The 20,925-nt window shown below is 39.1% G+C and carries 22 protein-coding genes, 2 tRNA genes and 2 rRNA genes; 12 read left to right on the top strand and 14 right to left on the bottom strand.

Going from position 1 to position 20,925, the window contains the following annotated elements; all coding sequences use genetic code 11:
• Positions 1 to 65: 65 nt before the first annotated feature.
• Complete coding sequence (locus tag QL986_RS15340; RefSeq protein ID WP_008108975.1) at positions 66 to 251, bottom strand: PA3496 family putative envelope integrity protein; 186 nt, start codon at positions 249 to 251, stop codon at positions 66 to 68.
• 387 nt (positions 252 to 638) lie between these two features.
• Here QL986_RS15340 and QL986_RS15335 point away from each other — a divergent pair, with 387 nt between their 5' ends.
• The 5 genes from QL986_RS15335 (at position 639) to QL986_RS15315 (ending at position 3,461) form a co-directional block, all read left to right on the top strand.
• Positions 639 to 1,433, top strand: a complete 795-nt coding sequence (locus QL986_RS15335) for a YggN family protein (protein WP_013463693.1) — start codon at positions 639 to 641, stop codon at positions 1,431 to 1,433.
• A 760-nt stretch (positions 1,434 to 2,193) separates the two neighbouring features.
• Positions 2,194 to 2,334 carry a hypothetical protein gene (locus tag QL986_RS15330; protein WP_008113257.1) on the top strand — a complete coding sequence of 47 codons (141 nt, stop codon included), beginning with the start codon at positions 2,194 to 2,196 and terminating at the stop codon, positions 2,332 to 2,334.
• A 226-nt stretch (positions 2,335 to 2,560) separates the two neighbouring features.
• A tRNA-Ser gene (locus tag QL986_RS15325) sits at positions 2,561 to 2,651 on the top strand.
• A gap of 53 nt (positions 2,652 to 2,704) precedes the next feature.
• Positions 2,705 to 2,797 (top strand) — tRNA-Ser (locus QL986_RS15320).
• Between the two features lie 175 nt (positions 2,798 to 2,972).
• The gene (locus QL986_RS15315; RefSeq protein ID WP_013463692.1) at positions 2,973 to 3,461 is read left to right on the top strand and encodes a DUF4124 domain-containing protein; all 489 of its coding nucleotides are present in this window, start codon (positions 2,973 to 2,975) and stop codon (positions 3,459 to 3,461) included.
• On the opposite strand, the gene QL986_RS15310 is transcribed toward QL986_RS15315, so the two are convergent.
• Both QL986_RS15310 and QL986_RS15305 read right to left on the bottom strand, forming a co-directional pair.
• Positions 3,445 to 4,569, bottom strand: coding sequence for an aminotransferase class V-fold PLP-dependent enzyme (locus QL986_RS15310; protein ID WP_013463691.1), 1,125 nt, complete (start codon positions 4,567 to 4,569; stop codon positions 3,445 to 3,447). The two genes, QL986_RS15315 and QL986_RS15310, sit on opposite strands and share 17 nt — an antisense overlap.
• 1 nt (position 4,570) lies before the next feature.
• Positions 4,571 to 5,740 (bottom strand): monodechloroaminopyrrolnitrin synthase PrnB family protein, encoded by a 1,170-nt coding sequence (locus tag QL986_RS15305; RefSeq protein ID WP_016900237.1) that lies wholly within the window; start codon positions 5,738 to 5,740, stop codon positions 4,571 to 4,573.
• 136 nt (positions 5,741 to 5,876) lie between these two features.
• On the opposite strand from QL986_RS15305, the gene QL986_RS15300 reads away from it, so the two are divergent.
• The 3 genes from QL986_RS15300 to QL986_RS15290 all read left to right on the top strand — a co-directional run bounded on the left by QL986_RS15300 (position 5,877) and on the right by QL986_RS15290 (position 10,363).
• The gene (locus QL986_RS15300; RefSeq protein ID WP_010392556.1) at positions 5,877 to 6,332 is read left to right on the top strand and encodes an Lrp/AsnC family transcriptional regulator; all 456 of its coding nucleotides are present in this window, start codon (positions 5,877 to 5,879) and stop codon (positions 6,330 to 6,332) included.
• Positions 6,333 to 6,405: 73 nt separating this feature from the next.
• On the top strand, positions 6,406 to 9,132 hold the full coding sequence (locus QL986_RS15295; RefSeq protein ID WP_016900238.1) for an ATP-binding protein: 2,727 nt from the start codon (positions 6,406 to 6,408) through the stop codon (positions 9,130 to 9,132).
• Between the two features lie 91 nt (positions 9,133 to 9,223).
• On the top strand, positions 9,224 to 10,363 hold the full coding sequence (locus QL986_RS15290; RefSeq protein WP_016900239.1) for a GNAT family N-acetyltransferase: 1,140 nt from the start codon (positions 9,224 to 9,226) through the stop codon (positions 10,361 to 10,363).
• Here the strand turns inward: QL986_RS15290 and QL986_RS15285 are convergent.
• Complete coding sequence (locus QL986_RS15285; RefSeq protein WP_016900240.1) at positions 10,340 to 10,930, bottom strand: DUF938 domain-containing protein; 591 nt, start codon at positions 10,928 to 10,930, stop codon at positions 10,340 to 10,342. The two genes, QL986_RS15290 and QL986_RS15285, sit on opposite strands and share 24 nt — an antisense overlap.
• 193 nt (positions 10,931 to 11,123) lie before the next feature.
• Between QL986_RS15285 and QL986_RS15280 the strand changes: the two genes are divergently transcribed.
• The 4 genes from QL986_RS15280 to QL986_RS15265 all read left to right on the top strand — a co-directional run bounded on the left by QL986_RS15280 (position 11,124) and on the right by QL986_RS15265 (position 13,943).
• The gene (locus tag QL986_RS15280; RefSeq protein WP_013463685.1) at positions 11,124 to 11,309 is read left to right on the top strand and encodes a hypothetical protein; all 186 of its coding nucleotides are present in this window, start codon (positions 11,124 to 11,126) and stop codon (positions 11,307 to 11,309) included.
• A 216-nt stretch (positions 11,310 to 11,525) separates the two neighbouring features.
• On the top strand, positions 11,526 to 12,905 hold the full coding sequence (locus tag QL986_RS15275) for a class II fumarate hydratase (protein ID WP_290191686.1): 1,380 nt from the start codon (positions 11,526 to 11,528) through the stop codon (positions 12,903 to 12,905).
• A gap of 107 nt (positions 12,906 to 13,012) precedes the next feature.
• Entirely contained in the window at positions 13,013 to 13,531 is a 519-nt protein-coding gene (locus QL986_RS15270) for a hypothetical protein (protein WP_171046546.1), read from the top strand.
• Between the two features lie 10 nt (positions 13,532 to 13,541).
• On the top strand, positions 13,542 to 13,943 hold the full coding sequence (locus QL986_RS15265; RefSeq protein WP_008113277.1) for a hypothetical protein: 402 nt from the start codon (positions 13,542 to 13,544) through the stop codon (positions 13,941 to 13,943).
• Positions 13,944 to 13,958: 15 nt separating this feature from the next.
• Here QL986_RS15265 and QL986_RS15260 read toward each other — a convergent pair whose 3' ends face one another.
• From QL986_RS15260 to QL986_RS15215, 10 genes are all read right to left on the bottom strand, one after another.
• Positions 13,959 to 14,144 carry a hypothetical protein gene (locus tag QL986_RS15260; protein WP_290191685.1) on the bottom strand — a complete coding sequence of 62 codons (186 nt, stop codon included), beginning with the start codon at positions 14,142 to 14,144 and terminating at the stop codon, positions 13,959 to 13,961.
• A gap of 64 nt (positions 14,145 to 14,208) precedes the next feature.
• Positions 14,209 to 14,529 (bottom strand): hypothetical protein, encoded by a 321-nt coding sequence (locus tag QL986_RS15255; protein WP_008113280.1) that lies wholly within the window; start codon positions 14,527 to 14,529, stop codon positions 14,209 to 14,211.
• Positions 14,526 to 15,164 carry a hypothetical protein gene (locus QL986_RS15250; protein ID WP_016900243.1) on the bottom strand — a complete coding sequence of 213 codons (639 nt, stop codon included), beginning with the start codon at positions 15,162 to 15,164 and terminating at the stop codon, positions 14,526 to 14,528. Before QL986_RS15250 ends, QL986_RS15255 begins: the two co-directional genes overlap by 4 nt.
• Positions 15,165 to 15,235: 71 nt before the next feature.
• Positions 15,236 to 15,928 (bottom strand): PspA/IM30 family protein, encoded by a 693-nt coding sequence (locus QL986_RS15245; protein WP_008113282.1) that lies wholly within the window; start codon positions 15,926 to 15,928, stop codon positions 15,236 to 15,238.
• 24 nt (positions 15,929 to 15,952) lie between these two features.
• A complete protein-coding gene (locus QL986_RS15240; RefSeq protein ID WP_290191684.1) occupies positions 15,953 to 16,366 on the bottom strand; it encodes a DUF2170 family protein in 414 nt (137 codons plus the stop codon).
• Positions 16,367 to 16,446: 80 nt separating this feature from the next.
• Complete coding sequence (locus QL986_RS15235; RefSeq protein WP_016900245.1) at positions 16,447 to 18,168, bottom strand: polyamine aminopropyltransferase; 1,722 nt, start codon at positions 18,166 to 18,168, stop codon at positions 16,447 to 16,449.
• Between the two features lie 4 nt (positions 18,169 to 18,172).
• Entirely contained in the window at positions 18,173 to 19,072 is a 900-nt protein-coding gene (locus tag QL986_RS15230) for a DUF350 domain-containing protein (RefSeq protein ID WP_013463678.1), read from the bottom strand.
• A gap of 25 nt (positions 19,073 to 19,097) precedes the next feature.
• The gene (locus QL986_RS15225) at positions 19,098 to 20,030 is read right to left on the bottom strand and encodes a hypothetical protein (RefSeq protein ID WP_016900246.1); all 933 of its coding nucleotides are present in this window, start codon (positions 20,028 to 20,030) and stop codon (positions 19,098 to 19,100) included.
• A 553-nt stretch (positions 20,031 to 20,583) separates the two neighbouring features.
• Positions 20,584 to 20,698 (bottom strand): 5S ribosomal RNA (rrf, locus tag QL986_RS15220).
• A 135-nt stretch (positions 20,699 to 20,833) separates the two neighbouring features.
• A 23S ribosomal RNA gene (locus QL986_RS15215) occupies positions 20,834 to 20,925 on the bottom strand; the annotation flags it as partial.

Here is a 20,925-nt window from a genome sequence, read left to right as displayed (position 1 = left end):
TCTAAATACTAACTAAGTAGCAGTTAAAAGCTAATATGTCGGCACTGATTTGTACTAGCGACAACCTAATCAATATAATCGTTTAAGTCATCTTCACCTAGGTTTTTACGCAAGCGTTTTTGCTCAAGGTAATCCTCTAACTTTCTTTTCACCTTTTGCTTTTTCTTGTCGTGTTGATTACGCCCGACCATTTCGTATTCGTCTTCAACAAAATCATCATCTAGCGCATCGTAACTAAATGTCTTACCCACAACCCACTCCATAAAGTGTTTGAGACCAATTACGGATTCTTGTATCGCGATAATTGGTGAAATTAAAATGTTCAACGCAAATTCATTGTACAAATTTACGTCAAAATAAAGCCACATCGCTATCCTAAATAGTCTCTGTGTCAGTATTGTGAATAAATAGCGCTAAATTTGAATTGTGGAAAGTGAGAGTTTTTTATCGTATCGATAAATTTTATTTATTATCATTTAACTGTTGGTTATTTTGACCAAATTTTAGCTTTTTTAATAACTTTACTTTCAACTTCAAAGCACCTTAAAAATCACAAACCACTGTTTTTAAACACTAAAAACTATTGGCACCAAACTTGTTATAAGTTAATTATCATCATCAAAAAACAGAGAATAAACATGAAAGAATTATTATTAGTTAGCGCAATTATGTGCGCCCCCGTCGCCATGGCTCATAACGATAACAGCTCTTCAATTACATTTAGTAACGACGAATGTAAAGTTGAGTTTAAAAACGATGTACGTATAAAGCCAAGTGAATTAGAAATTTTTAAAGCCAACAATCAACGTATGACTTTTACCACTCAAGGTGAGTTGTCGATCAATGGCGAGCAAGTAGCATTAAATAGCGCTCAGCGCCAAGCACTGACCAACTACACAGATAATTTACGTGCGCAATTACCTGAAGTAGCCAACATTGCACTTGATGGCGTTAAAATTGCGGGCGTTGCATTAGAAGAAGTCGCCAATGCATTTAATATTGATGGCCTCGATAACATTGCTACCTTAATGGACGATATTCAACAAGAAGTAGAGGGTACCTTTTACCAACAAGGTACATTTGTCATGGGCCAGCAAAGCTTCACTCAGTTTGGTGAAAACTTTGAACAGCAGTTTGAACAACAAATAGAAACTGCCGTTGAGTCGGCCGTAATGCAATCAATGGGCAGTATTTTAGTAGCATTAGGCTCTGAGCTAATGGGTTCAGGTGGCGACATGCAAGCCTTTGAAGAGCGCATGGAAAATATGGGCGCACAAATAGAAGAAAAAGTAGAGCTCCATGCAAAAAAACTTGAACAGCGTGCAAATACACTGTGTGGTGACTTTGTTGAAATCGCACAACAAGAAACTCAACTTGCTGCGCAAGTGCCTGCATTAAAAGGCTATGAGTTATTTACTATAAAACAGCACTAACTGCTCAGCATTTTAATTAATCTCCCTTTGCGGCATTTGCTTTTAAGCTATGCCGCATTTTGCGTTTTTTACCCCCACCAGTCCCATTTAACTCAAATAATAGACTGTTGAGCGGATCTGCTCTTGCTGTGCAGAGGCATTTTGTGGCTTCATAGTAAAATACAAACCAAAGTATAATCTTCACTTCGCTCTAGATCACTTAGAATGCCGTCCGAGCTGATGATTGTAAGCCCAAATTGCAACATATTAAAACCACCTCTTTTTAAGTTTTAAATTCTTGAGGCGGTGCGATCCCCAGTTAGACGCGTTTTAAAACGCAACTAACTCCAAAGTGCCTAGTAACCTAGGCACTTTTTTTATAATTTAAAAGCCTAGCAACACTCTTTTTTATCGTTTCTTTAATGCTCTTCTCTGATAAATAATTAACCACCTATAAATAGCATGTTAAATCTTTTAACGAAGTAAAACCCACCCCATTAATACAAAATAATTTAATCTGAATAACCATTCAAAATAATCTATTTATAAACATATTAAAATTAAAAAAACTGCAAAAACCCCGTATAAAAGTGATATAGCACACGACTATAATGAATAAATATACAAAATCAAAAAAAACGCCATTAAATAGCAAATCAAAAAAAACACTTTCAGATTAAAAAAACTAATACTTCACCAGCAATTTTTATCGCTTTATTTTTAACCAACCTACGGGCAAAATGCACACGTTTTCAACAGACACAACCTTGGAGCGAATACAATGAACCCAATTAATACATTAAACCAAACAGCCACAACTCACGTTGCAGTTAAACCAACTAATCGCAAAGCGAGAATGTTAGCTAAACTTAACCGTTACGGAAAAAAATTAGCACTTGGCGGTGCAATTCAATACAAATAATCACCCAACCATGATTTTTGTATTGTTGCAGCAAACACCCAACCACTAAATGAAGTTTCTTCTTTAGCTCCATCTGTTTGCTGCCAGCTCCCTCCTCATAGCTAAAAATCATCTTTAATTTTCATAATTTACAAAAAAAACCGCATTTACGCTCACTTTTTAAGCAAACGATCTTTTTGCTATTTACACAGGCAACTCACCTAAGTATTATCCTGCATCACGACGTGGAGAGATGGCAGAGTGGTCGAATGCACCGGTCTTGAAAACCGGCAGGGGTTTATAGCCCCTCTAGGGTTCAAATCCCTATCTCTCCACCACTTATTTGTATTAATTGGTTTTTTCCGATTGATAACACGCTGAATAATGCGTCGGAGAGGTGTCCGAGTGGCCGAAGGAGCTCCCCTGCTAAGGGAGTATAGAGTTTGTAGCTCTATCGAGGGTTCGAATCCCTCCCTCTCCACCATTACTGATTACAAGCCACTTAATTGTGGTTTTTTTGTGCCTAAAATTTAATAGCCTCTATTAATTCGCACTTTGTATAAGGCCGTCGCGAGCGCATGCTAATAAATTAAACAAATTGTATGGTGTCACAACTTAGTGCATTATAAATGGTACTTTAAACCAGCTTAGGTTTAACCATGGCAAAGCTAATATTACTACTATGTTGTTTGGGTGCCTGTGCTGCTAGCATGGCAAATGAAGTGACGGTTTATAAATGTACCATTAAAGGAGTGCCTACTTTTAGTCAAACTCCTTGCGCTGAAGACGCTCAAGTGATCACGCTTAGAAACGTCAACATCATGCAAACAAATACGCCACAATCTGAGAACACACCAGTTGCCGATACTTCTGTTGACGATTATCTAGCGGTGCAACAAATAGAGCGTGATATTGTGCAGCTTGAGCTTAAGATTAAACAATACCAACAAGAATACGCACAAAAAAAACAGCAAATCGATTACATGACCCAAGATAAAGCAAATCGCTTAGGAGCCAGCTCAATTGCGAATGCCATTACCACTGAAACGGCGGCACTTAAGCAGCGATTTGACCCACAAATCAAGCAAGCACAACAACAAATAGAAGCACTCACTCAAAAAAAACAGCAGCTTAGTCAGCAACCTTAAGTATGTGCTTCACAACATCAATAAATGTTTGTATCTCTGACTTTGTATTATATATGTGAGGTGAAACACGGATGCCGAGTTTACGCACATCAACACTTATTTTTGCAGTCTCTAATGCTGTTAATACACTTTGCTGATGCTCAGAAAACTGCAAAATAGCGGTGCCACTACATTGCTCTTTAGCGCTAGGTGACATTAAAAAAGCGCCCAATTGCTGCTGAATTAACTCAAGTAACATCAAGTTGTGCGATCTCACTTGTTCAACGCCAAATTCAACAATATATTCAATACTATGAGCGGCAATAATATAAGGAAGTACCGAGGGCGTACCGCCCCAAAACCTTAGTGTTTTAGCGTTATATTGAAAATGCGCAATATCAAACTCGAATGGGTTTTGATGTGAAAACCAGCCAACATCTTTTGGTTCACATTGTGTTATTTGCTTTGGATTTACCCATAAATAAGCAGCTCCTGGCCCTCCGCATAGCCACTTCACACTTGAACCAATCATAAAGTCAGCATTTAACGCTGTTAGATCGACAGGGATAACCCCTGCCGATTGCGCCACATCAATTATTGAGAGTGTATTCGTGACTTTACTCAGCGCCACAATATCGTTTATGGGAGCTTGTACACCCGTATTAGAATAAACATGGCTAACAAATACCCCATCAATCTCTGAAGTTAAATATCGCTGCCATACCTGTCTATCACTCAAGTCTTCATGCTCAGGGATGTAGCGTATTTTTGCACATTCAGGCAGTGCTTTTTGCATTACAAACCCCATACTGGGAAAATCAGCCTGCGCCATTAATACTGTACACTGTGGTTTATTAAATACGGGGTGTGACATAACCAATTTGGTTAAACCACTGGATAAATTAACCTGAGGACAAAATTGCTCACTAGGCGCATTAAACAACTGCCCTAATGCCTCAGTAAATCTTTCAATGGCGGGTAACCACTGTTGCCATGGCTCTTTTACACTTTCTTGCCAAGGAGTAAAAAAATGTTCAGTGGCATTTTCTAAGCTCGTTTTTAATGGGCGGCCAACAGAGTGGCTTAATAAATAACAACCCTGTGGCATACAAAAATCATTTTTAGCCATATTAATTAATCCACTGTTTTAGCGTGTTTAAATCATCAAAGCGCGTATTTATGTCGTCACGCTTTGCCGCGGCACGCCTATCTCTTAACTTAGCTAATGAATCGAGCAGTACCGGTAAAGGTGGTCCACTGGCAGTTACTTTGCTTATATGCTGTTGTTGCATTTGCAGTGACGGTTGGGCAATAAACTTCTCAACCAACTGATTATGATGACCGATAGCGGTGTCACCATGTAATTTACACACTTGTATAAATAGTTTGCCGTGCTTTTGAAACCACTCTGTGTGTTTATATTGCTCGGCTTTTAAGAAGTCATCCATAAAGCTTTGCATACGCATGGCTTCTCGCAATATTTGTTGGTCCTCTGGCATCATATATAAAAATTTATCCACCAGCATTTGTGAGTAACTCGGCTCATTGGCACTGCAAAGCCCTAACAGCATATCAATAACATTAATGCCGGCAAAATCTCCCGCATTTGCACCACGGTAAACCTCTTTACCTACCCGGTAAGGCTTGTAGTATGGGCGTACACAATTAAAAAAACGCTCGGTATCAAGTTGAGTATACAAGGCATTATTCGACGCTATTACATCAATAAGTGCCGTTTTAACCACCTCAAGTAGTTCAGCCGTGACTGGGTGTGAAATACCTAATGGCAGTATTTTTAGTAAAGCATCACTCGCGCGCTTATACGCTAAAATACCTTGGGTGTTGTAATCTAAAAACAGAGCTTCATCATCAAGATTTGTAAACCGTTTATAGGTGCCATTAATGGCTTTATTATGAGTGGTTAAATGTGCGGTGGCAAAACGAGGAGTTACTCCAATAGAAGCACCAATATGCATAGCAAGCGCCGATGCTTCTATCAGCGGTGAACTATTCTCTCTGCTTGGCTCTGTAATTTCATGTCTACGACAAGCCGCCATAAACAAACCGACATTACCAAGTAAATCAAATGCGCTATCAAATCCTTCGTCGGTATTACCTTCAGCTAATAAATCGCTGATCAACGCATTACCGTGCTCTTTCAAGGTCTGCTTTAAGTTATCCCCAACCCCTTCAACATTTGCTTTATCATCTTGTTGCCAATACAACTCTTCTAACTGAGAGTTTAGAGCAACAAACTCAGACCTAATCCAATTATCAAATTTAGCGGTGTAAGAACTCATAACTTTATCCTGTTATTATTATTTTTTAATGCTAGCAAAGATCCCAGAGGTTAAAACGCTAAAAAAAATAGTAAAAGCAGTTATTGTTAGCAATAATCACTATTACTAGACAAATAATTAATAAGATTCTATAGCCATGTTAGATAATAAAGATCAGCAGCTACTCGTTGCCTTGCAATCGCAAGCCCGAATGTCGGTATCAGAATTAGCCAATACCATTAATCTCTCGGATACTCCTACTCTAAGGCGCATTAAAAAACTTGAGCAAGAACAGGTTATTATTGGTTATCACGCAGCTATTAACCCTAAGTCACTCAATCTTAATGTACTGGTTTATGCTTTCGTGCGACTGTGTCAAAACTCAGTGAGTGCGGCACAACAGTTTGAACAACATGTAGAAAAACTACCGCATGTACTTGAGTGCTCAGTGATCTCAGGCAGCCACGACTATTTATTAAAAATTATCTCTCAGGATTTAGAAAGTTATGAGCAGTTTGTAAAGCACCAACTGGGAAGCTTAAGCTGTATCGCCAACATAGAATCAACCGTTGTATTAAAGCAGTCATTTAGTAAAAAACAGTTACCACTTTAAAAAATAATACTATTTAGTACTGATTCGCTATACTGAGATTCAACTATAAAAATAATATTAAACAAGGATGCATGTGAAGATTTTTCGTTCAACATCCAGTTCTTCTGCTTTTTACATATTGTTTGCGGTGGCTTATTTTGCAACTGGTAAGTTATTAACTAATTTTGCCTTCCAATCACAAGTAATCCCTATCTGGCTCCCTGCAGGTATTGCCCTAGTTGGCTGTTTTATCTGGTGGTGGCGTTTTATTCCGGCATTATTTATTGCCTCTGTCGCCTTTAATTTAAGTACCGGTGATAACGTTATTACTGATCAAGTTTTAATTGGCAATACATTAGAGCAGGTGTTACTAATCGGCTTTGGTGCTGTACTACAAGGGATGATTGGCGCAGCTTTTTTAAAATACTGGCTAGGTCATCCGCTGTTTTTAAAGAAGCGCCAATCAATAATTTATTTTATTTTTATCGTTGGTATTGTCGTTAGCCTAATATCGGCCAATATTGGCGTCTATGCTTTAAGTCAGTTTAACCCTGCTTACAGTATTGATAATCATTGGAGAAATGTTACTTTTTGGTGGCTTGGTGATTCTCTTGGTGTGCTGATCGCAACTCCTTTTATATTGGCGTTATTACAACCTAAATTTAAACGACATTACTTCACCCCACTACCTACCATCGCAGTTTGCTCGGTATTATTCATCTCTGTAGCTTTAACCACAAAGCTATATAATCAAGAGAGTTATTCAAATGCGATACAAATTGCCAAACGCGAAACATCTATCATTGAAAACAGTTTACTGAGCAATTTAAACCTCAGTCAAATAACCGTACAAAGCCTTGCAAGCCAAATACAATCAACACCGACTTTAAGCAAGCAAGAGTTTGATATTTACAGTGCTCAACTATTGGCTGAGCATTCATTTATTAAAGCATTTTCATGGAACCGTAAAATTAACCAGGCTCAGGTCAGTGACTTTAACAAACAGCTTAATGAAGTTTATACTGCATACAGCTTTGATCCGAGCATTAAAGGCGCCCCATTATCAAACAACGATCCATTGGTGATTATCACTTATATTGCTCCTTTGTCAGAAAACCAATCCGCCATAGGTTTTAATCTCAACTCTCGTAAAGATCGTCGTGAGACTTTACTCGATCCACGTATCAAAAATCGCCCTGTCGGTACTAAAATAATTCAATTAGTTCAAACACAGCGACCTGAACCCGCGTATTTATTATTTTCTCCTGTGTATCAACAAAATAATGAGATTGCATCAATTAAAGGCTACGCAACAGGTGTATTTTTAGTAAAAAACATACTTGCTCAGTCGCTTACCCAAGCACAAAATAAAATGTTTAATATCGCTATTTATGAAGCTAATGCTACCATCCCGTTTTATTCAAATGCCGAAAATATTCCAACCAAAAGCAATAAGCTTACAACTATCGAAATTAATTTTGCAGGACAAACATGGTTCGTTGATTTAACCATTAAAGATGAATTTCTACCGCATCAAACTAATAACATGACACTCTTTTTGCTTATTTTACAGGTCATTGTCAGCTCACTCATTTTACTGATATTACTGTTGTTTAATCACCAACACCTTGCACTTTCACGTTTGGTAGCAGAGCGTACTCGCTCTCTCGTTAAGGCTAAACAGCATTCTGATTTGGCAAATCAAGCTAAAAGCCGGTTTTTAGCAAATATGAGCCATGAAATTCGCACCCCACTTAACGCTGTGATTGGCTTTTCAACCCTAGCTAAAAATGAAGATAGCCCTGAAATTCTTTCTGATTATTTAAATAAAATTAATTTAGCGTCTAAATCATTGTTAAGTTTAATCAATGATGTACTCGATATCTCTAAAATTGAATCACAAAAGCTCACCTTAGAAGTCGCCCCTTTTGATTTGAATGCGCTTCTTGCTCGGATCAGTAGTATGTTCGAGCAAAGCGCAGAACAAAAAGGCATTCACTGGAAAGTTGATAACCAATTACCAACCGATATTTGGTTTGAAGGTGATGTTATGCGAATTGAGCAAATTTTATTAAACCTATGTAGTAACGCCATTAAGTTTACCTATGAAGGTGAAGTAAGTGTTAGCGCATACAGCAAGGAGATCACCGATAGACGTCGTCAAATCACCTTGACTATTAAGGACTCGGGCATCGGTATTGCGCCATCAGAGCAAAGTAAGTTATTTGATGCGTTCACCCAAGCCGATAGCTCAACATCACGTAAATTTGGTGGCACAGGGCTTGGTTTAGCAATCGCAAAAGAACTTAGCTTATTAATGTCTGGAGATATCAGCGTACAAAGCGAGCCAGGTAAGGGCTCTACTTTTACTCTGTCTGTCGAGTTAAATACATGTGCAGCGCAACAAGTAACGGCAAAGCACATACACCAGCATGTTGACTTAAGTAAACTAAAAATACTGGTTGCAGAAGATAACAGCGTCAATCAATTAGTCATAAAAGCAATGCTTAGCTCTTTAGGGATTACCCCAACACTGGTTGAAAATGGCGAATTAGCAGTAGAACAAGTTAAAATAAATGACTTCAATTTAGTATTAATGGATTGCCAAATGCCGATTATGGACGGTTACCAAGCCACCGCCTTGATACGTCAAATTAAAAGTACTGAGCAATTACCAATTATTGCCTTAACTGCTGATGTAATGCCTGAAGATAAAGCCAATGCCTTAGCAATTGGTTTTAACGAACATCTTGCAAAACCTCTCGAACTCGATAAGCTTATACAGTGCCTATCTCAATATATTGCGCCAGATAAACCATAAAGATTTATCGAAAACAGAAAACCAAATATGGCTGTCGCACTATTACCAAAATTAATCAGCAACCCACTTAAAAAATAGTAGGCAAAGCATTATGAGCCACTTTTCACATCAATGGTTTAATAGCATCAACCAAATTGACGCAACACAATGGCATTATTTTTTTGGCGATGATCCTTTTACTCAACACGCTTTTTTATACGCACTTGAACAAAGCCAATGTGTAAGCGCAAAAACAGGTTGGCAGCCCCATCACTTAGCCGTTTATGAAGACGATAAACTCATTGCCCTTGCCCCTGGCTACTTAAAAGCGCACTCCTACGGTGAATATGTATTTGACTGGGCATGGGCTGAAGCTTATGAAAAAAGTGGCTTAGATTATTACCCTAAATGGCTGTGCTGTATTCCCTTTAGTCCGATTGAGGGTCAAAGAATACGTATTATGCATAGCAATCCAAAGTTAGTGTATGAGTATATAACAGAGCAACTTAATGCCCACTGCGCAAAACAAGCCTGGTCAGGCTGGCATGTAAACTTTTGCGATAAAGCACAAGCCTCACAGCTAAATGATGCAGGTGCCATGCTGAGAACCGGGGTACAGTTTCAGTGGTTTAATAATGAATTTAAAGACTTTGATGATTTTTTAAAAACCTTTAATGCCCGTAAGCGCAAAGCAGTAAAAAAAGAACGCGCTAAAATAACACAGCAAAATATCACCATTGAATGGTTGGAAGGTGAGCAAATCACCACAACAGTGATGCAGCTTTTTTGTGAGTTTTATCAACGTACTTATTTAAAACGTTCAGGCCATTTAGGCTACTTAAACAGCGATTTTTTTAGCTTGCTACACGCCTTAATGGCTGAAAAATTGCTCATTATGCTAGCCAAAAAAGACCATAAAGTGATTGCCGCCACATTAAGTTTAATTGGTGACAATACCCTTTATGGGCGTTATTGGGGAGCAAGCGAAGAGATTGATTCTCTTCACTTTGAGCTGTGTTACTACCAAGGTATTGAATATGCGATTAAGCATAATATTCACTGTTTTAATGCCGGTGCTCAGGGTGAGCATAAAATAGCACGCGGCTTTCAACCCATCACTACTTATTCTGCTCATCATATTATTCACCCCGATTTTAATCATGCTATTGCAGATTACTTAAAACGCGAACGCCAACATATCGATATTTATAAACAACAATGCAGCTCTTTATTGCCGTTTAAAAATGAGTAACTGATTATTTGCAGGCATCGCCGTATCGCTGAGTAACTTAAGCCCTGATTGCACTGCAAGTTGCTCAATCGCTTCGAAATCACGGATACCACTAAGTGGATCGCGACTTTGCAATAAACTGTTAAATTCATTATTACTGGGGCTGGTAAACTCCCCTTTATATTTGAAAGGGCCATATACACACACCACCCCTTGCTGGTTTAAGTGCTGATTTACTCCAGCAAAAAAACGCGTAATTAACTCCCAGCTCACTATATGAAAAGTGTTAGCAGTATATATCGCATCCACTTTATTTACTGGCCAAGGATCGTTTAGGTCAAGTAATAAAGGCGGATGCAAGTTTGCCAGTTGCACCTCATCATGCCATAACTTTATTCCTTGATGATTAACCTCTCGATCACTGGTATACCATTGTAAATGTGGCAATTTTTTGGCAAAGAAAACGCTATGCTGACCCGTCCCCGAGCCTATTTCAAGTACCGACCCTGCATTTTGCAATGCAGGCTGCAAAGCCTTAAGTATATGATTTTTATTATTTTCGCAGGCTTGTGAAAACGGTTTGGTCATACTGATGCACCTAAATTGCAAATGAATGCACAATAGTAAAACAAATTTCAGCTATTTTGTCGTGAGTAAATTAACCAAAATAATAAAATAACTTTAATTTCAATACGTTAAATTATATTTACCGAGCTGGTACGCTATATGCCTTTATTAAATTACTCACTTAATGAGTACTAAACTACAAAAGGATAACATTATGTATATTTCACCCTATACCGCCGTAGACGCTGTAATGGCAATTACCGATAAAAGCCTAGATAAAACGAGTCATGAAACAGATTGTAGAGCAACGGTTATCGACTTACTTTCTCATGTAAAACACACTCAAAAGGCACAAAACAAACATGAAACAGACCAAATATTTATTCTTGGCTACAATTAAAATTCTGTTTAGCCTTATAACTGGCTGTTTATATAAATACATTATTTAAGTCGACTTAAAATCCGTTTAAGTCGACTTTTTAGTTTTAACCCCACTTGTTAACTTGCCTTGACGCCCCCTACTTTTTAACTATACCGTTGTAAATAGCAATAACAGCACCATATCTTTTTATATAGCGTAGTTTAATGTCATATATTCTCTTTTTTAGGAGTACTAATGAGTAACTTTAGAATAGAATCAGATAGCATGGGCACACTCGACGTACCCGCTAACGCACTTTATAAAGCACAAACCCAACGCGCCATTAATAACTTTACAATTAGCAACCTCACCATGCCACAGCAATTTATTATTGCTTTAGCGTATATAAAACAAGCCGCAGCATTAACCAATTTAAAGCTGGGCCATTTAGATAAAACAAAAGCAAATGCAATCGAGCATGCCTGCCAAGAAATTATTGATGGTCAGCATTATGAGCATTTCCCCGTTGATATTTTTCAAACGGGATCAGGTACCAGCTCAAATATGAATGCCAACGAAGTTATTGCAAGTTTGGCTTCAAAACATGCTAATCAACCTATTCACCCTAACGACGATGTGAATATGGGACAAAGCTCGAATGATGTTATTCCCACTGCAATCGCCTTAAGCAGTGCTATCAGTGTTGATAAAAAATTATTGCCAGCACTAGCAAACTTAGCCGACGCCTTAGAGCAGAAAAAAGCAGACATCGGTCATGTAGTTAAAACTGGGCGCACTCATTTAATGGATGCAATGCCAGTGACCTTTGAGCAAACACTCAGCGCATGGCAATCGCAGGTAAAGCACGCAGCCAGCGGTATTGAGCATGCACTAATACGTGTTTGTGAGCTGGCTCAGGGGGGGACAGCAGTAGGTACAGGTATTAATGCCGATCCACAATTTGCTACGCTATTTGCCAAACAGCTAAGTGAAAAAGTAGGGATTAACTTTATCCCCAGTGATAACTTTTTTTATAATATTGGCTCGCAAGATGCCATTGTGGCTTTATCAGGGCAGCTGAAAGTCTATGCCGTTGCGCAAATGAAAATAGCCAACGATCTACGTTGGATGAATTCAGGGCCGCTTGCAGGACTTGGTGAAATAGAGCTTGAAGCATTGCAGCCTGGTTCATCCATTATGCCTGGCAAAGTGAACCCGGTGATCCCAGAAGCCGCTGCAATGGCTAGTGCGCAAGTAATCGGTAACGACGCCACAATTACCGTAGCAGGCCAAGCTGGCAACTTTGAGCTTAACGTAATGCTACCCGTGATTGCTTATAATATCCTGCAAAGTACAGAGATACTTGCTAACAGTGCGCAAGCACTAGCGGATAAAGCCATAACTAGCTTTAAAGTTAATCAAGCACAGATTGATAAAGCGCTGACTAAAAATCCTATTTTAGTTACTGCACTCAACCCAGTTATTGGCTATGAAAAAGCAGCAAAAATTGCCAAACAAGCTTACCAGCAAGCAAAGCCAATTATTGATATCGCCGAGCAAGAGACAGACCTATCTCGCTCAGAATTAGAAGCATTACTCAATCCAGCTAAATTAACCCAAGGTGGGTTAATGTAAAAACGCCATTAATGGCGCTTTAATATATTGATAGTAGAGTTTTTATTGCCGTAATGGATGCACCGTGTATGATAGTGATGAATAATTCATCACTATCAGGAACGATTATGCGTACTCCATTACTCGCTCTACTGCTACCGCTTTGCTTAACAGCTTGCTTAGAAACCACCTCAAATGAAACTGAGCAAACTAAAACCAATGCGGTAGAAAACACGTCTACGCCGATACCACAACAAAAACTACCACAAGAAAATAAGCAAAATAAAATAGCACAGCAACTACCGGTTGATGCTGCAAAAGAAGTGTCGCTTGATGATATTAAAACAGCAAAAAATAAATTAAATAACCTCATAGCAGATAAACAATGTTCAACTAGTTCACAGTGTAAAGTCAGCGCTGTTGGTAGCCGTGCCTGTGGTGGACCAAGTGATTACATTGTGTACTCTACACAAAGCGCACCCCAAGAGCAGGTTTCAGCCCTAAGCGATACTATCACTCAATTGGAAAGTACCTATAATGCGCAAAAAGGCATGATGAGTATTTGCCAACATTTAACTGCGCCAAGCACTCAGTGTGTTGAAAATAAATGTGTTAAACTTGAAGGCTCTGCGGTAAGTGTATTTTAAGGATTAGATTATGAGTTGTTTGTCATCCGTAATTAAGCTATCAGCTACCTGTGTTGTTATGACTATGCTGCTTAGCGGTTGCAGTAGTGCACTAACATCAAGCAAAGCTCAAAACGCGAGTGAATCTGTTTTAAATACTCAACTTAATGAGCTTACAAGTAATAAAAGCTGCACAGCCAGCTATCAATGTAAGGTGTTAGGTGTTGGCTCGCGTGTCTGTGGGGGGCCGAGTAAGTATGTTGTGTACTCAACATTAAATCACTCTCAAGAACAAGCAGAGCAATTAGCGCAAAAAATCACTGAGCAAGAACAACTAGATAATGCAATGCTTGAGTTCAAAGACTGTTCACCAGTGCTAGAAGTCCACTCTTTATGTATTGATAATCAATGTAAAACAGTTAACTACCAGTAGCAGTTCGTTTCGGTGTTAATCTAATAGTGGTATTAACACCGAAACAACCACCACCATGAAAATACACACACCTGCCTTAAAAATGTATTCCAGTGGCATTTTTTTCTGTACCCAGTAGGCATATATAAAACGCACGAAGTAGCTTGCCGCCGTGCCAAATAAAGCAAACATGAGTAAGTAGGCAATCAATAAGATATTCACAGCGGCACTTTTTTAGAAAATAATAGCCCCAGTGTAAGTATTTTACATAAAGAAGGCAAAAGGGTTACTTAGTCTTTTTTGTATGCTCAATGAGTAACTCTGCTACCTGTTGCTTTACCGCTCTTTTATCATCTACTGCCACTTCAAACCGGCTAGCCAATTGGGCTATTTCGTCATCATTTAAATTAAACGATAGTCGTTGCCGTGTTTTTTTAGACTTTACATCAAGACCTAAAATTTTACGGATCATATCTGAGGGAGTGAGCTCTTGATCGATAGCTTGTTTTTTTATCGACTTTTGTACCTCACTACTCAAATCAAATGCCATTTGCGTGGCGCGCACAGCTTGCTCTTGGCGCAACCACTTGTCTTTAGCATCACTCACTGGGCATCTCCAGGAAACAAATCAACAATATCGCTAATTGGGCGAGTTAACGTCAGTGAGACTTCTGTTTCACCTCCCTCCCAAATCTCTATATTAACGCTATGCCCTTCATCGGGTGACGCTAAACAAATCATTTCACAGGGTTCACCACCGTCTTGCTCATAGCGAGGCAGCGTTTGGCCACGAAAGTCTTTATTATGAAAATAACATACATAAGGCGATTCACTTTGTTGATAGCTTTTAGCTAAAAATTGCATAAAACGCTCAGGGGTATTTTGTACCGTGATATGTGTTAATGACTCTTCATCAAAAATACGCGCAAATTCATCAAGACCAAAGATCTCTTCAACTTCATCACGCTGAATTTTTATAGAGAAGTTTGCCCACTGTTCACCATCATTTTGCTCTATTTGTAAAAACACCACTTGGCCAGTGTTAGTTTCAAGTACAAATTCAGTATCACTGCTGTGTTGGTACTGATACGTTTGCACATCAATAACGCGCAACGTTTGACCTTTAAGCCATGAAGGATAAGCAAACGAATCAATGACAGTAAACATGTCGCCTTTTTTAAGGTCACTCGCATGATTAAGCTGACGTTCTGGCTTTTTTTTAGATTTGAAAAAATTAAACATATAAGGTGCCTCTGTAAGCAAAAAAGGTAACGGAGCGAAACTCGGTTACCTTTTTGATATGGTTCTAAATGTTAGCTATTTTGCTTCGCTTTAATGCGCGCTAAAATATCAGCACTTTTTGGATTGGTATCACCAATACCCGCTTCAGCCATTTTAGCTTTTAAATCATCGCCATTAACATCTGCTTCTAGAGACTTTGCAGCACCTAATTGATCAGTACGGTCTTGTTGGCGTTGCTTAATACGCTCAAGCGACTGACGCGCCGATGTCATTGATGAATTATTAGTATTAAGCGTGCTGTTTACAGCCATTGTCGCTTGCTGAACGCTTTCTGTGGTTTTAACCATAGTAAGCTGACGCTGATTTTCCTTAATTGATTTTTCAGCATCTTTTACTTGCTGCTTCAAAGTCACTATGTGATTACTAAAGCCCGCTAACACTTGCTCGTGCTCAGCTTTCTCAGCTTCAAAGTCACCAATTTTTTCTGCAATTTCTAATGCTAATGCTTCATTCCCTTTTTCAAGGGCTTGACCTGCATAAGCTTCATGCTCAGCAATTGATGCATCTACTGCGCTAATTTTACGCTTAGTTTGCATTTCTTTAGCCATCACTTCTGTTAGGCTTTTTTTAGCACGGTGTAACGCATTTTGTGCATCAGCAATTTCTTGCTCAAAAATACGAATACCATTGGCATCAACAATTGCTTCGCCTGCTTCACGTGCGCCGCCACGTACTGCTGTAAATAATTTTTTTAAAATACTCATAATCTTAACTCCACTAACTAGCTACTAATCGTTTAAATATAAGGTCACGGCTTCTAGTGCATCTATAGCGTTATCAGCTAATGTCACTAGTTCGTGGGTAACATCATCTAGAGATGAATTTACCGACAGTGCACCAAAAATCGCGTATTTATTATCGATCTTAGCAAATGCACTCAGTGGAATTGGCACGTTTAAATGCAGTAACGTTTCGTTTAACTCGTTGCGTAATTCACTTTTTACTTCATCTTCGTCAAACAAGTAGCTAATACATAGTAATTGCTCTTGTGTTTGAGTAACAAAAATTGGAAGCTCGTCATTTCCATCAACAATGACTTGTAAAACATCTTGCTCACCTGGATTGGCAATCAAGAAAGACTCAAAGTTAGCACCCTCGGTTTCAAAAGACGCTAATTTTATTGAAAGTTCATTTAATTCCATGTCTCTGCCTTTTCGTCGTTTGACATATTATGTCTGAGTTAAGATTCGCACGGCCGACATATTATGTCAACCATGTTTTATTAATTTTTATACAATTCACTTTCTATTTGCCAAGCTGCTCGGTAGTAATCATATAAGCGACCAGAACCTAACCTATTGACTTCAATATCGTTCACTTGTTCAAAATAGTTATTAGGAAATGCAAAACTCGCTAATAAATATTTTTTACTAATCCACCGAGATGGCACTGGCATATCAGTTATATTGCTAATACGGGCACTAGGTGATTGCCCCATTTTAGTCGCAATAGTCCATCCCCATTGACCAAACGAAGGAATGTTTTGCTGATATTGCTCTACATAATCAAAACCTGCGGCTTTCACCGTTTTAGCAATACTTAAAAATGCCTTTTTCGCATGATAAGGCGATGTTGACTGTACCGCCATAGCACCATCAGGCGCTAATAATTGGCGTACATGATTATAAAAGTAATCGCTGTACATCTTATTAAGATCAGGGTGATTAGGGTCTGGCAAATCAATTAAAATAGTATCGAACTGCTTTGACTGATCCAGTAGCTTTTCGACTTCTAAAAATGCATCGCCCACAATAATATTTGCTCGCGGGTCATGCATCGATTCATTATTGAGTGCTACCAACCGCTGTTTAATCTCTTCTGGCGGTGTGAATTTATCGTCTTCATGGCCAAATAAATTCAGTAGCTGGCCATCTAAATCAATTAGTGTGACTTCTTTGACTGGCCACTTTAATACATCACGCATGGCTAATCCGTCACCGCCACCAATAATCAAAACACGGTCATGACGATTAGATGCGAGCATTGCAGGATAAACAAGCATTGAGTGATATATTTGCTCATCTACACTAGAGAACTGCAAACGACCATTTAAATATAGATCAGTAATTGGCTGAGGCTGATTTTTACTTAAACGCTCTGTTAGCACCACATGTTGATACTTAGTCGCCTGAGAGTAAATAACTTTATCTTTGTATAGTACGTTACTTAGGTTATCCATCCAGCTACTACCAAACTGCAAAATAAAAGCGAATAACACCAGCAGTAATATATGGCAAACCAATAGCAACTTAGCAAAGCGTACATAGCTATGGTAACGCCATAAAAAGGCAAGTCCGGCAATAATGTTAAATAGCGCTGTCCAAGCGGCGGCTTGCATTATTGGCATTGCGAGCATAATACTCACCCAAATTGCCGCGCCAATACCAGCGCCAATATAGTCAGCCCCATATATAGTGCCGGCGTTATTTTCTAAAAAACGTCCATAAACATGCTGGCGAATGCGCGCAATAAGCGGTATTTCCATACCAATAAATAGCCCTAATATTAAGCCAAATACATAAGGTAAAAAGCGAGACCACTCTTGCAGCTTTTGAAACACGTAACCATTAAGAATAACGTCAGGTGGAATATTAAAAATACTTGAGAATAAATGAGGGAGTGAATAACTCACGGCAATAATGCTGGCAATGGCTAATATACAGCCCATACCTATGAGCGCAATAATACTCTCTAGCCAAGCAAATGCGGTAAAGGCATCTTTAAACCAACGCGCTAAAAATGCACCCATCCCCATAGCTACAATCATAGTGCCTATCATGGCGTAAATTGCACTCTCAACTGAGCCGAGTACTCGGCCAGCATAATGAGAAAGTAAGTATTCATAAATAAGGCCGCACCCAGCGAGTACGGCCATAACAGTGATCAGTAAAATATCATGCCCAAGTAAATTAAATTTACTTGGGGAAGCTTGAGTTGATGACACGTGATTATGCACCCAGTAGTGTGGCCATAGTGATCCCGACAGCAAATGACACAGCTGCAGAAATAGCGGCAACACCCACATTCTTTTGACGATTCACTTCATCTGAAATATTACAGCCAGCAAGAATGATTTTAATCGTCAGTAAGTGCAGTAAAATGAAAGCAACCAAACAAACAACGGCGCTTAGCGCCCAGTAAAGTAAACTCGCATTAATATTGTCAGCAGCATAAGGAGCAATGCCTGTTGCAGCAGTAATGGCTAATGCACTACCAATTAAAAAGCCTGCATAACGAACACCTACTGCTAAATTACCATCAATAATAGCCTGTTGTAGGCAGTCGCCACTTTTATTGGTGCGCTTAAATAACTGCACGCGATATTGGCTTACTAACAGCAATACCACACTACCAATTACAAACGCAGCAATAACAATAGGAATGCCATGCCAACCTTCAGTAGCAACCCACAATAGGGCTGAGCGGATAACCACGGCAACACTTACTACATGGCCAAAATCAATAATTGACGCAGTAACGTTACCTTTGACTATTTCGTTATGTAAGCTCACTTTACGCAGCGCCACTTTATCTTGAAAAAAGTGACCCAGCTTTATAAGCAGAATTGCTAATGCACCATAGCCAAGCATTAACAGAGCTTCTTTTTGTAACGTAGCAGCAAACGCACCACTACTCACGCCCGTTAACACAATCGCAAGTGCTACCAAACCAGCGGCAAAGCTTATTCCAAATGCAAAGTTATCGCGCTCGGTAATTTCATCATTGGCGTGTAAATTAGATACCCAACCTTTAATATACTTTAAGCTCACAAACAGTAAGATGATAATTGCAAAGTCCACAGACAGTGCTTGCAAAGACCACATAGTTATTCCATTAAATTCATACATATTATTCTAACTCCAACGTTATTCTTTACTTACCACGACTTACGCCGCGCGAGGTTCTGCTACTGCTATTACGAACCGATCCTGAATTATTGCTATAACTACTCGCTCTTGAGTAACTGCTGCGACTTTTAGGCGGCGTATAACTGCTGCGACTCAAACCTGATGCACCTGTTTTTTTACTCGCATAAGGACTAGTGAACTGCTTGCCTTGGCGTTGGTAAGATTGTCGTGTACGTGTTTCTAATGCACTTTGGGTTTTTATTTGTTTAGGGCTTGAGTAACGAGTACGACCATAGTCATTGTAGTAACTATACTTACGGCGTTTACTCCAACTTCCGTATTCAACTCGGTCAAATACATCACCCAAAATACGGTACATGCCGTACCATTGCCAAAAGCTAATACCGCTACTATTCGTTTGCCAATTACCATAGTTAGGATTACCTATCATTTGGTTACCGACCCCTTCGCCTTCAGCTTTTTGGCTTATAGCACCAACTCGTGCCAAAGAACCATTCGACATATCCGCAAGCATATTAATAGGATCGGTTAAGGCATCAGAAAATAACGTTGGCTTGGCGGCCTCACGCAATAAATCAATATTGTATAAAGTGTCTTCGTAAGGAGGAATTAAGTAATTACCCTTAATATCATCAAGGCGTTGGGTTAAGCCACTATAAAGGGCTCCCTGGCGTGTGGCATCAAGGCTAACTACATCAACAACCTTACTGAGTTCAGGTTGCTGTTGTTTAAGGATACGACTGTATTCTTTAAGAATAATCGCATTACGTATACTACCATTATCAAGTGCTTTACCAAGCTGAGTAAGCTCGACATCGGCCTTTTTAATGGACTCTTGAATTGTTTGTTGTAGCTGTTCTTCTTTAGATTGACAACCAATCAGTGCTGTAAACAAACAAAACAGGCTGAGAAGTTTCCAAGCTTTTATATTCGACATTCATGTCACCTGATTTACTAAATTATCCTAGATAGTTTTACACAGGACAGTTATTAAACCAACAATGAAATTGCAACAAGATGATAATTTAGGGACTAGTTTAAAGGTGCAAGGAGAATAACTGAGATCAGTAAAGGGAGAATGCTGATGGAAAGGCACCAGTTAAAAGGAAGAAACAATACCAATTCGCTTAATTAAGCGGTCTATTTTCAGGCAGGAAAAACGGATTGATAGCTAGGCAAAAAATTCGCTATTTAGTTGTTCTAAATGAGAATTTTTTAACGCAGATAGCGACACGTTTAGCCCCGCAAAATGATTGAGTATTATTGCGGATTGGTATAATCCTTCATGCCTTCATTATGACTCTCCACGCTGTTCTGCCACTACATGCTACTGCGCTGTCGCTAAGAAGTAGGACAGTTACTCTAAAGACAAGTCAGTGTTAAGCCCTCAGTTATAAGTTTTGAAGTATTTCACCTCGAACCTGCATTTTCACTTTCCTGCAGACGTAAAAAAGCCCGACTATTTCTAGTCGGGCTTTCTCTTATTTGGAGCCTGGTAATGTCCTACTTTCACATAGCAAATGCTACACTATCATCGGCGCTGTTTCGTTTCACTACTGAGTTCGGCATGGGGTCAGGTGGGTCCAAAACGCTATTGTCACCAAGCAAATTTGGTGTAAGTTCGATTTAATCAAGCTTACTAAAATTTGGAATTTCTGATAATAAAGAGTAATCAAGTAATCTACTTTAGTCTATTAACTTCTTTGCTTAAACTATCACATAAAACGCGTTTGGCGTTGTATGGTTAAGCCTCACGGGTAATTAGTACAAGTTAGCTTAATGGCTCACACCACTTCCACATCTTGCCTATCAACGTTGTAGTCTTCAACGGC

The sequence above is a fragment of the Pseudoalteromonas sp. APC 3250 genome (assembly GCF_030407915.1).
GTDB lineage: Bacteria > Pseudomonadota > Gammaproteobacteria > Enterobacterales > Alteromonadaceae > Pseudoalteromonas > Pseudoalteromonas tetraodonis.
The sequence above is the reverse complement of the archived record's forward strand: the minus strand, read 5'-3'. Positions and strand labels throughout refer to the sequence as shown.

Bases quoted from the DNA above. Each gene is read 5' to 3' on its own strand.
- QL986_RS15335 (WP_013463693.1), top strand. From the start codon at position 639: ATGAAAGAATTATTATTAGTTAGCGCAATTATGTGCGCCCCCGTCGCC.
- QL986_RS15330 (WP_008113257.1), top strand. From the start codon at position 2,194: ATGAACCCAATTAATACATTAAACCAAACAGCCACAACTCACGTTGCA.
- QL986_RS15315 (WP_013463692.1), top strand. From the start codon at position 2,973: ATGGCAAAGCTAATATTACTACTATGTTGTTTGGGTGCCTGTGCTGCT.
- QL986_RS15310 (WP_013463691.1), bottom strand. From the start codon at position 4,569: ATGGCTAAAAATGATTTTTGTATGCCACAGGGTTGTTATTTATTAAGC.
- QL986_RS15305 (WP_016900237.1), bottom strand. From the start codon at position 5,740: ATGAGTTCTTACACCGCTAAATTTGATAATTGGATTAGGTCTGAGTTT.
- QL986_RS15300 (WP_010392556.1), top strand. From the start codon at position 5,877: ATGTTAGATAATAAAGATCAGCAGCTACTCGTTGCCTTGCAATCGCAA.
- QL986_RS15290 (WP_016900239.1), top strand. From the start codon at position 9,224: ATGAGCCACTTTTCACATCAATGGTTTAATAGCATCAACCAAATTGAC.
- QL986_RS15285 (WP_016900240.1), bottom strand. From the start codon at position 10,930: ATGACCAAACCGTTTTCACAAGCCTGCGAAAATAATAAAAATCATATA.
- QL986_RS15280 (WP_013463685.1), top strand. From the start codon at position 11,124: ATGTATATTTCACCCTATACCGCCGTAGACGCTGTAATGGCAATTACC.
- QL986_RS15275 (WP_290191686.1), top strand. From the start codon at position 11,526: ATGAGTAACTTTAGAATAGAATCAGATAGCATGGGCACACTCGACGTA.
- QL986_RS15270 (WP_171046546.1), top strand. From the start codon at position 13,013: ATGCGTACTCCATTACTCGCTCTACTGCTACCGCTTTGCTTAACAGCT.
- QL986_RS15265 (WP_008113277.1), top strand. From the start codon at position 13,542: ATGAGTTGTTTGTCATCCGTAATTAAGCTATCAGCTACCTGTGTTGTT.
- QL986_RS15250 (WP_016900243.1), bottom strand. From the start codon at position 15,164: ATGTTTAATTTTTTCAAATCTAAAAAAAAGCCAGAACGTCAGCTTAAT.
- QL986_RS15245 (WP_008113282.1), bottom strand. From the start codon at position 15,928: ATGAGTATTTTAAAAAAATTATTTACAGCAGTACGTGGCGGCGCACGT.
- QL986_RS15240 (WP_290191684.1), bottom strand. From the start codon at position 16,366: ATGGAATTAAATGAACTTTCAATAAAATTAGCGTCTTTTGAAACCGAG.
- QL986_RS15230 (WP_013463678.1), bottom strand. From the start codon at position 19,072: ATGTATGAATTTAATGGAATAACTATGTGGTCTTTGCAAGCACTGTCT.
- QL986_RS15225 (WP_016900246.1), bottom strand. From the start codon at position 20,030: ATGTCGAATATAAAAGCTTGGAAACTTCTCAGCCTGTTTTGTTTGTTT.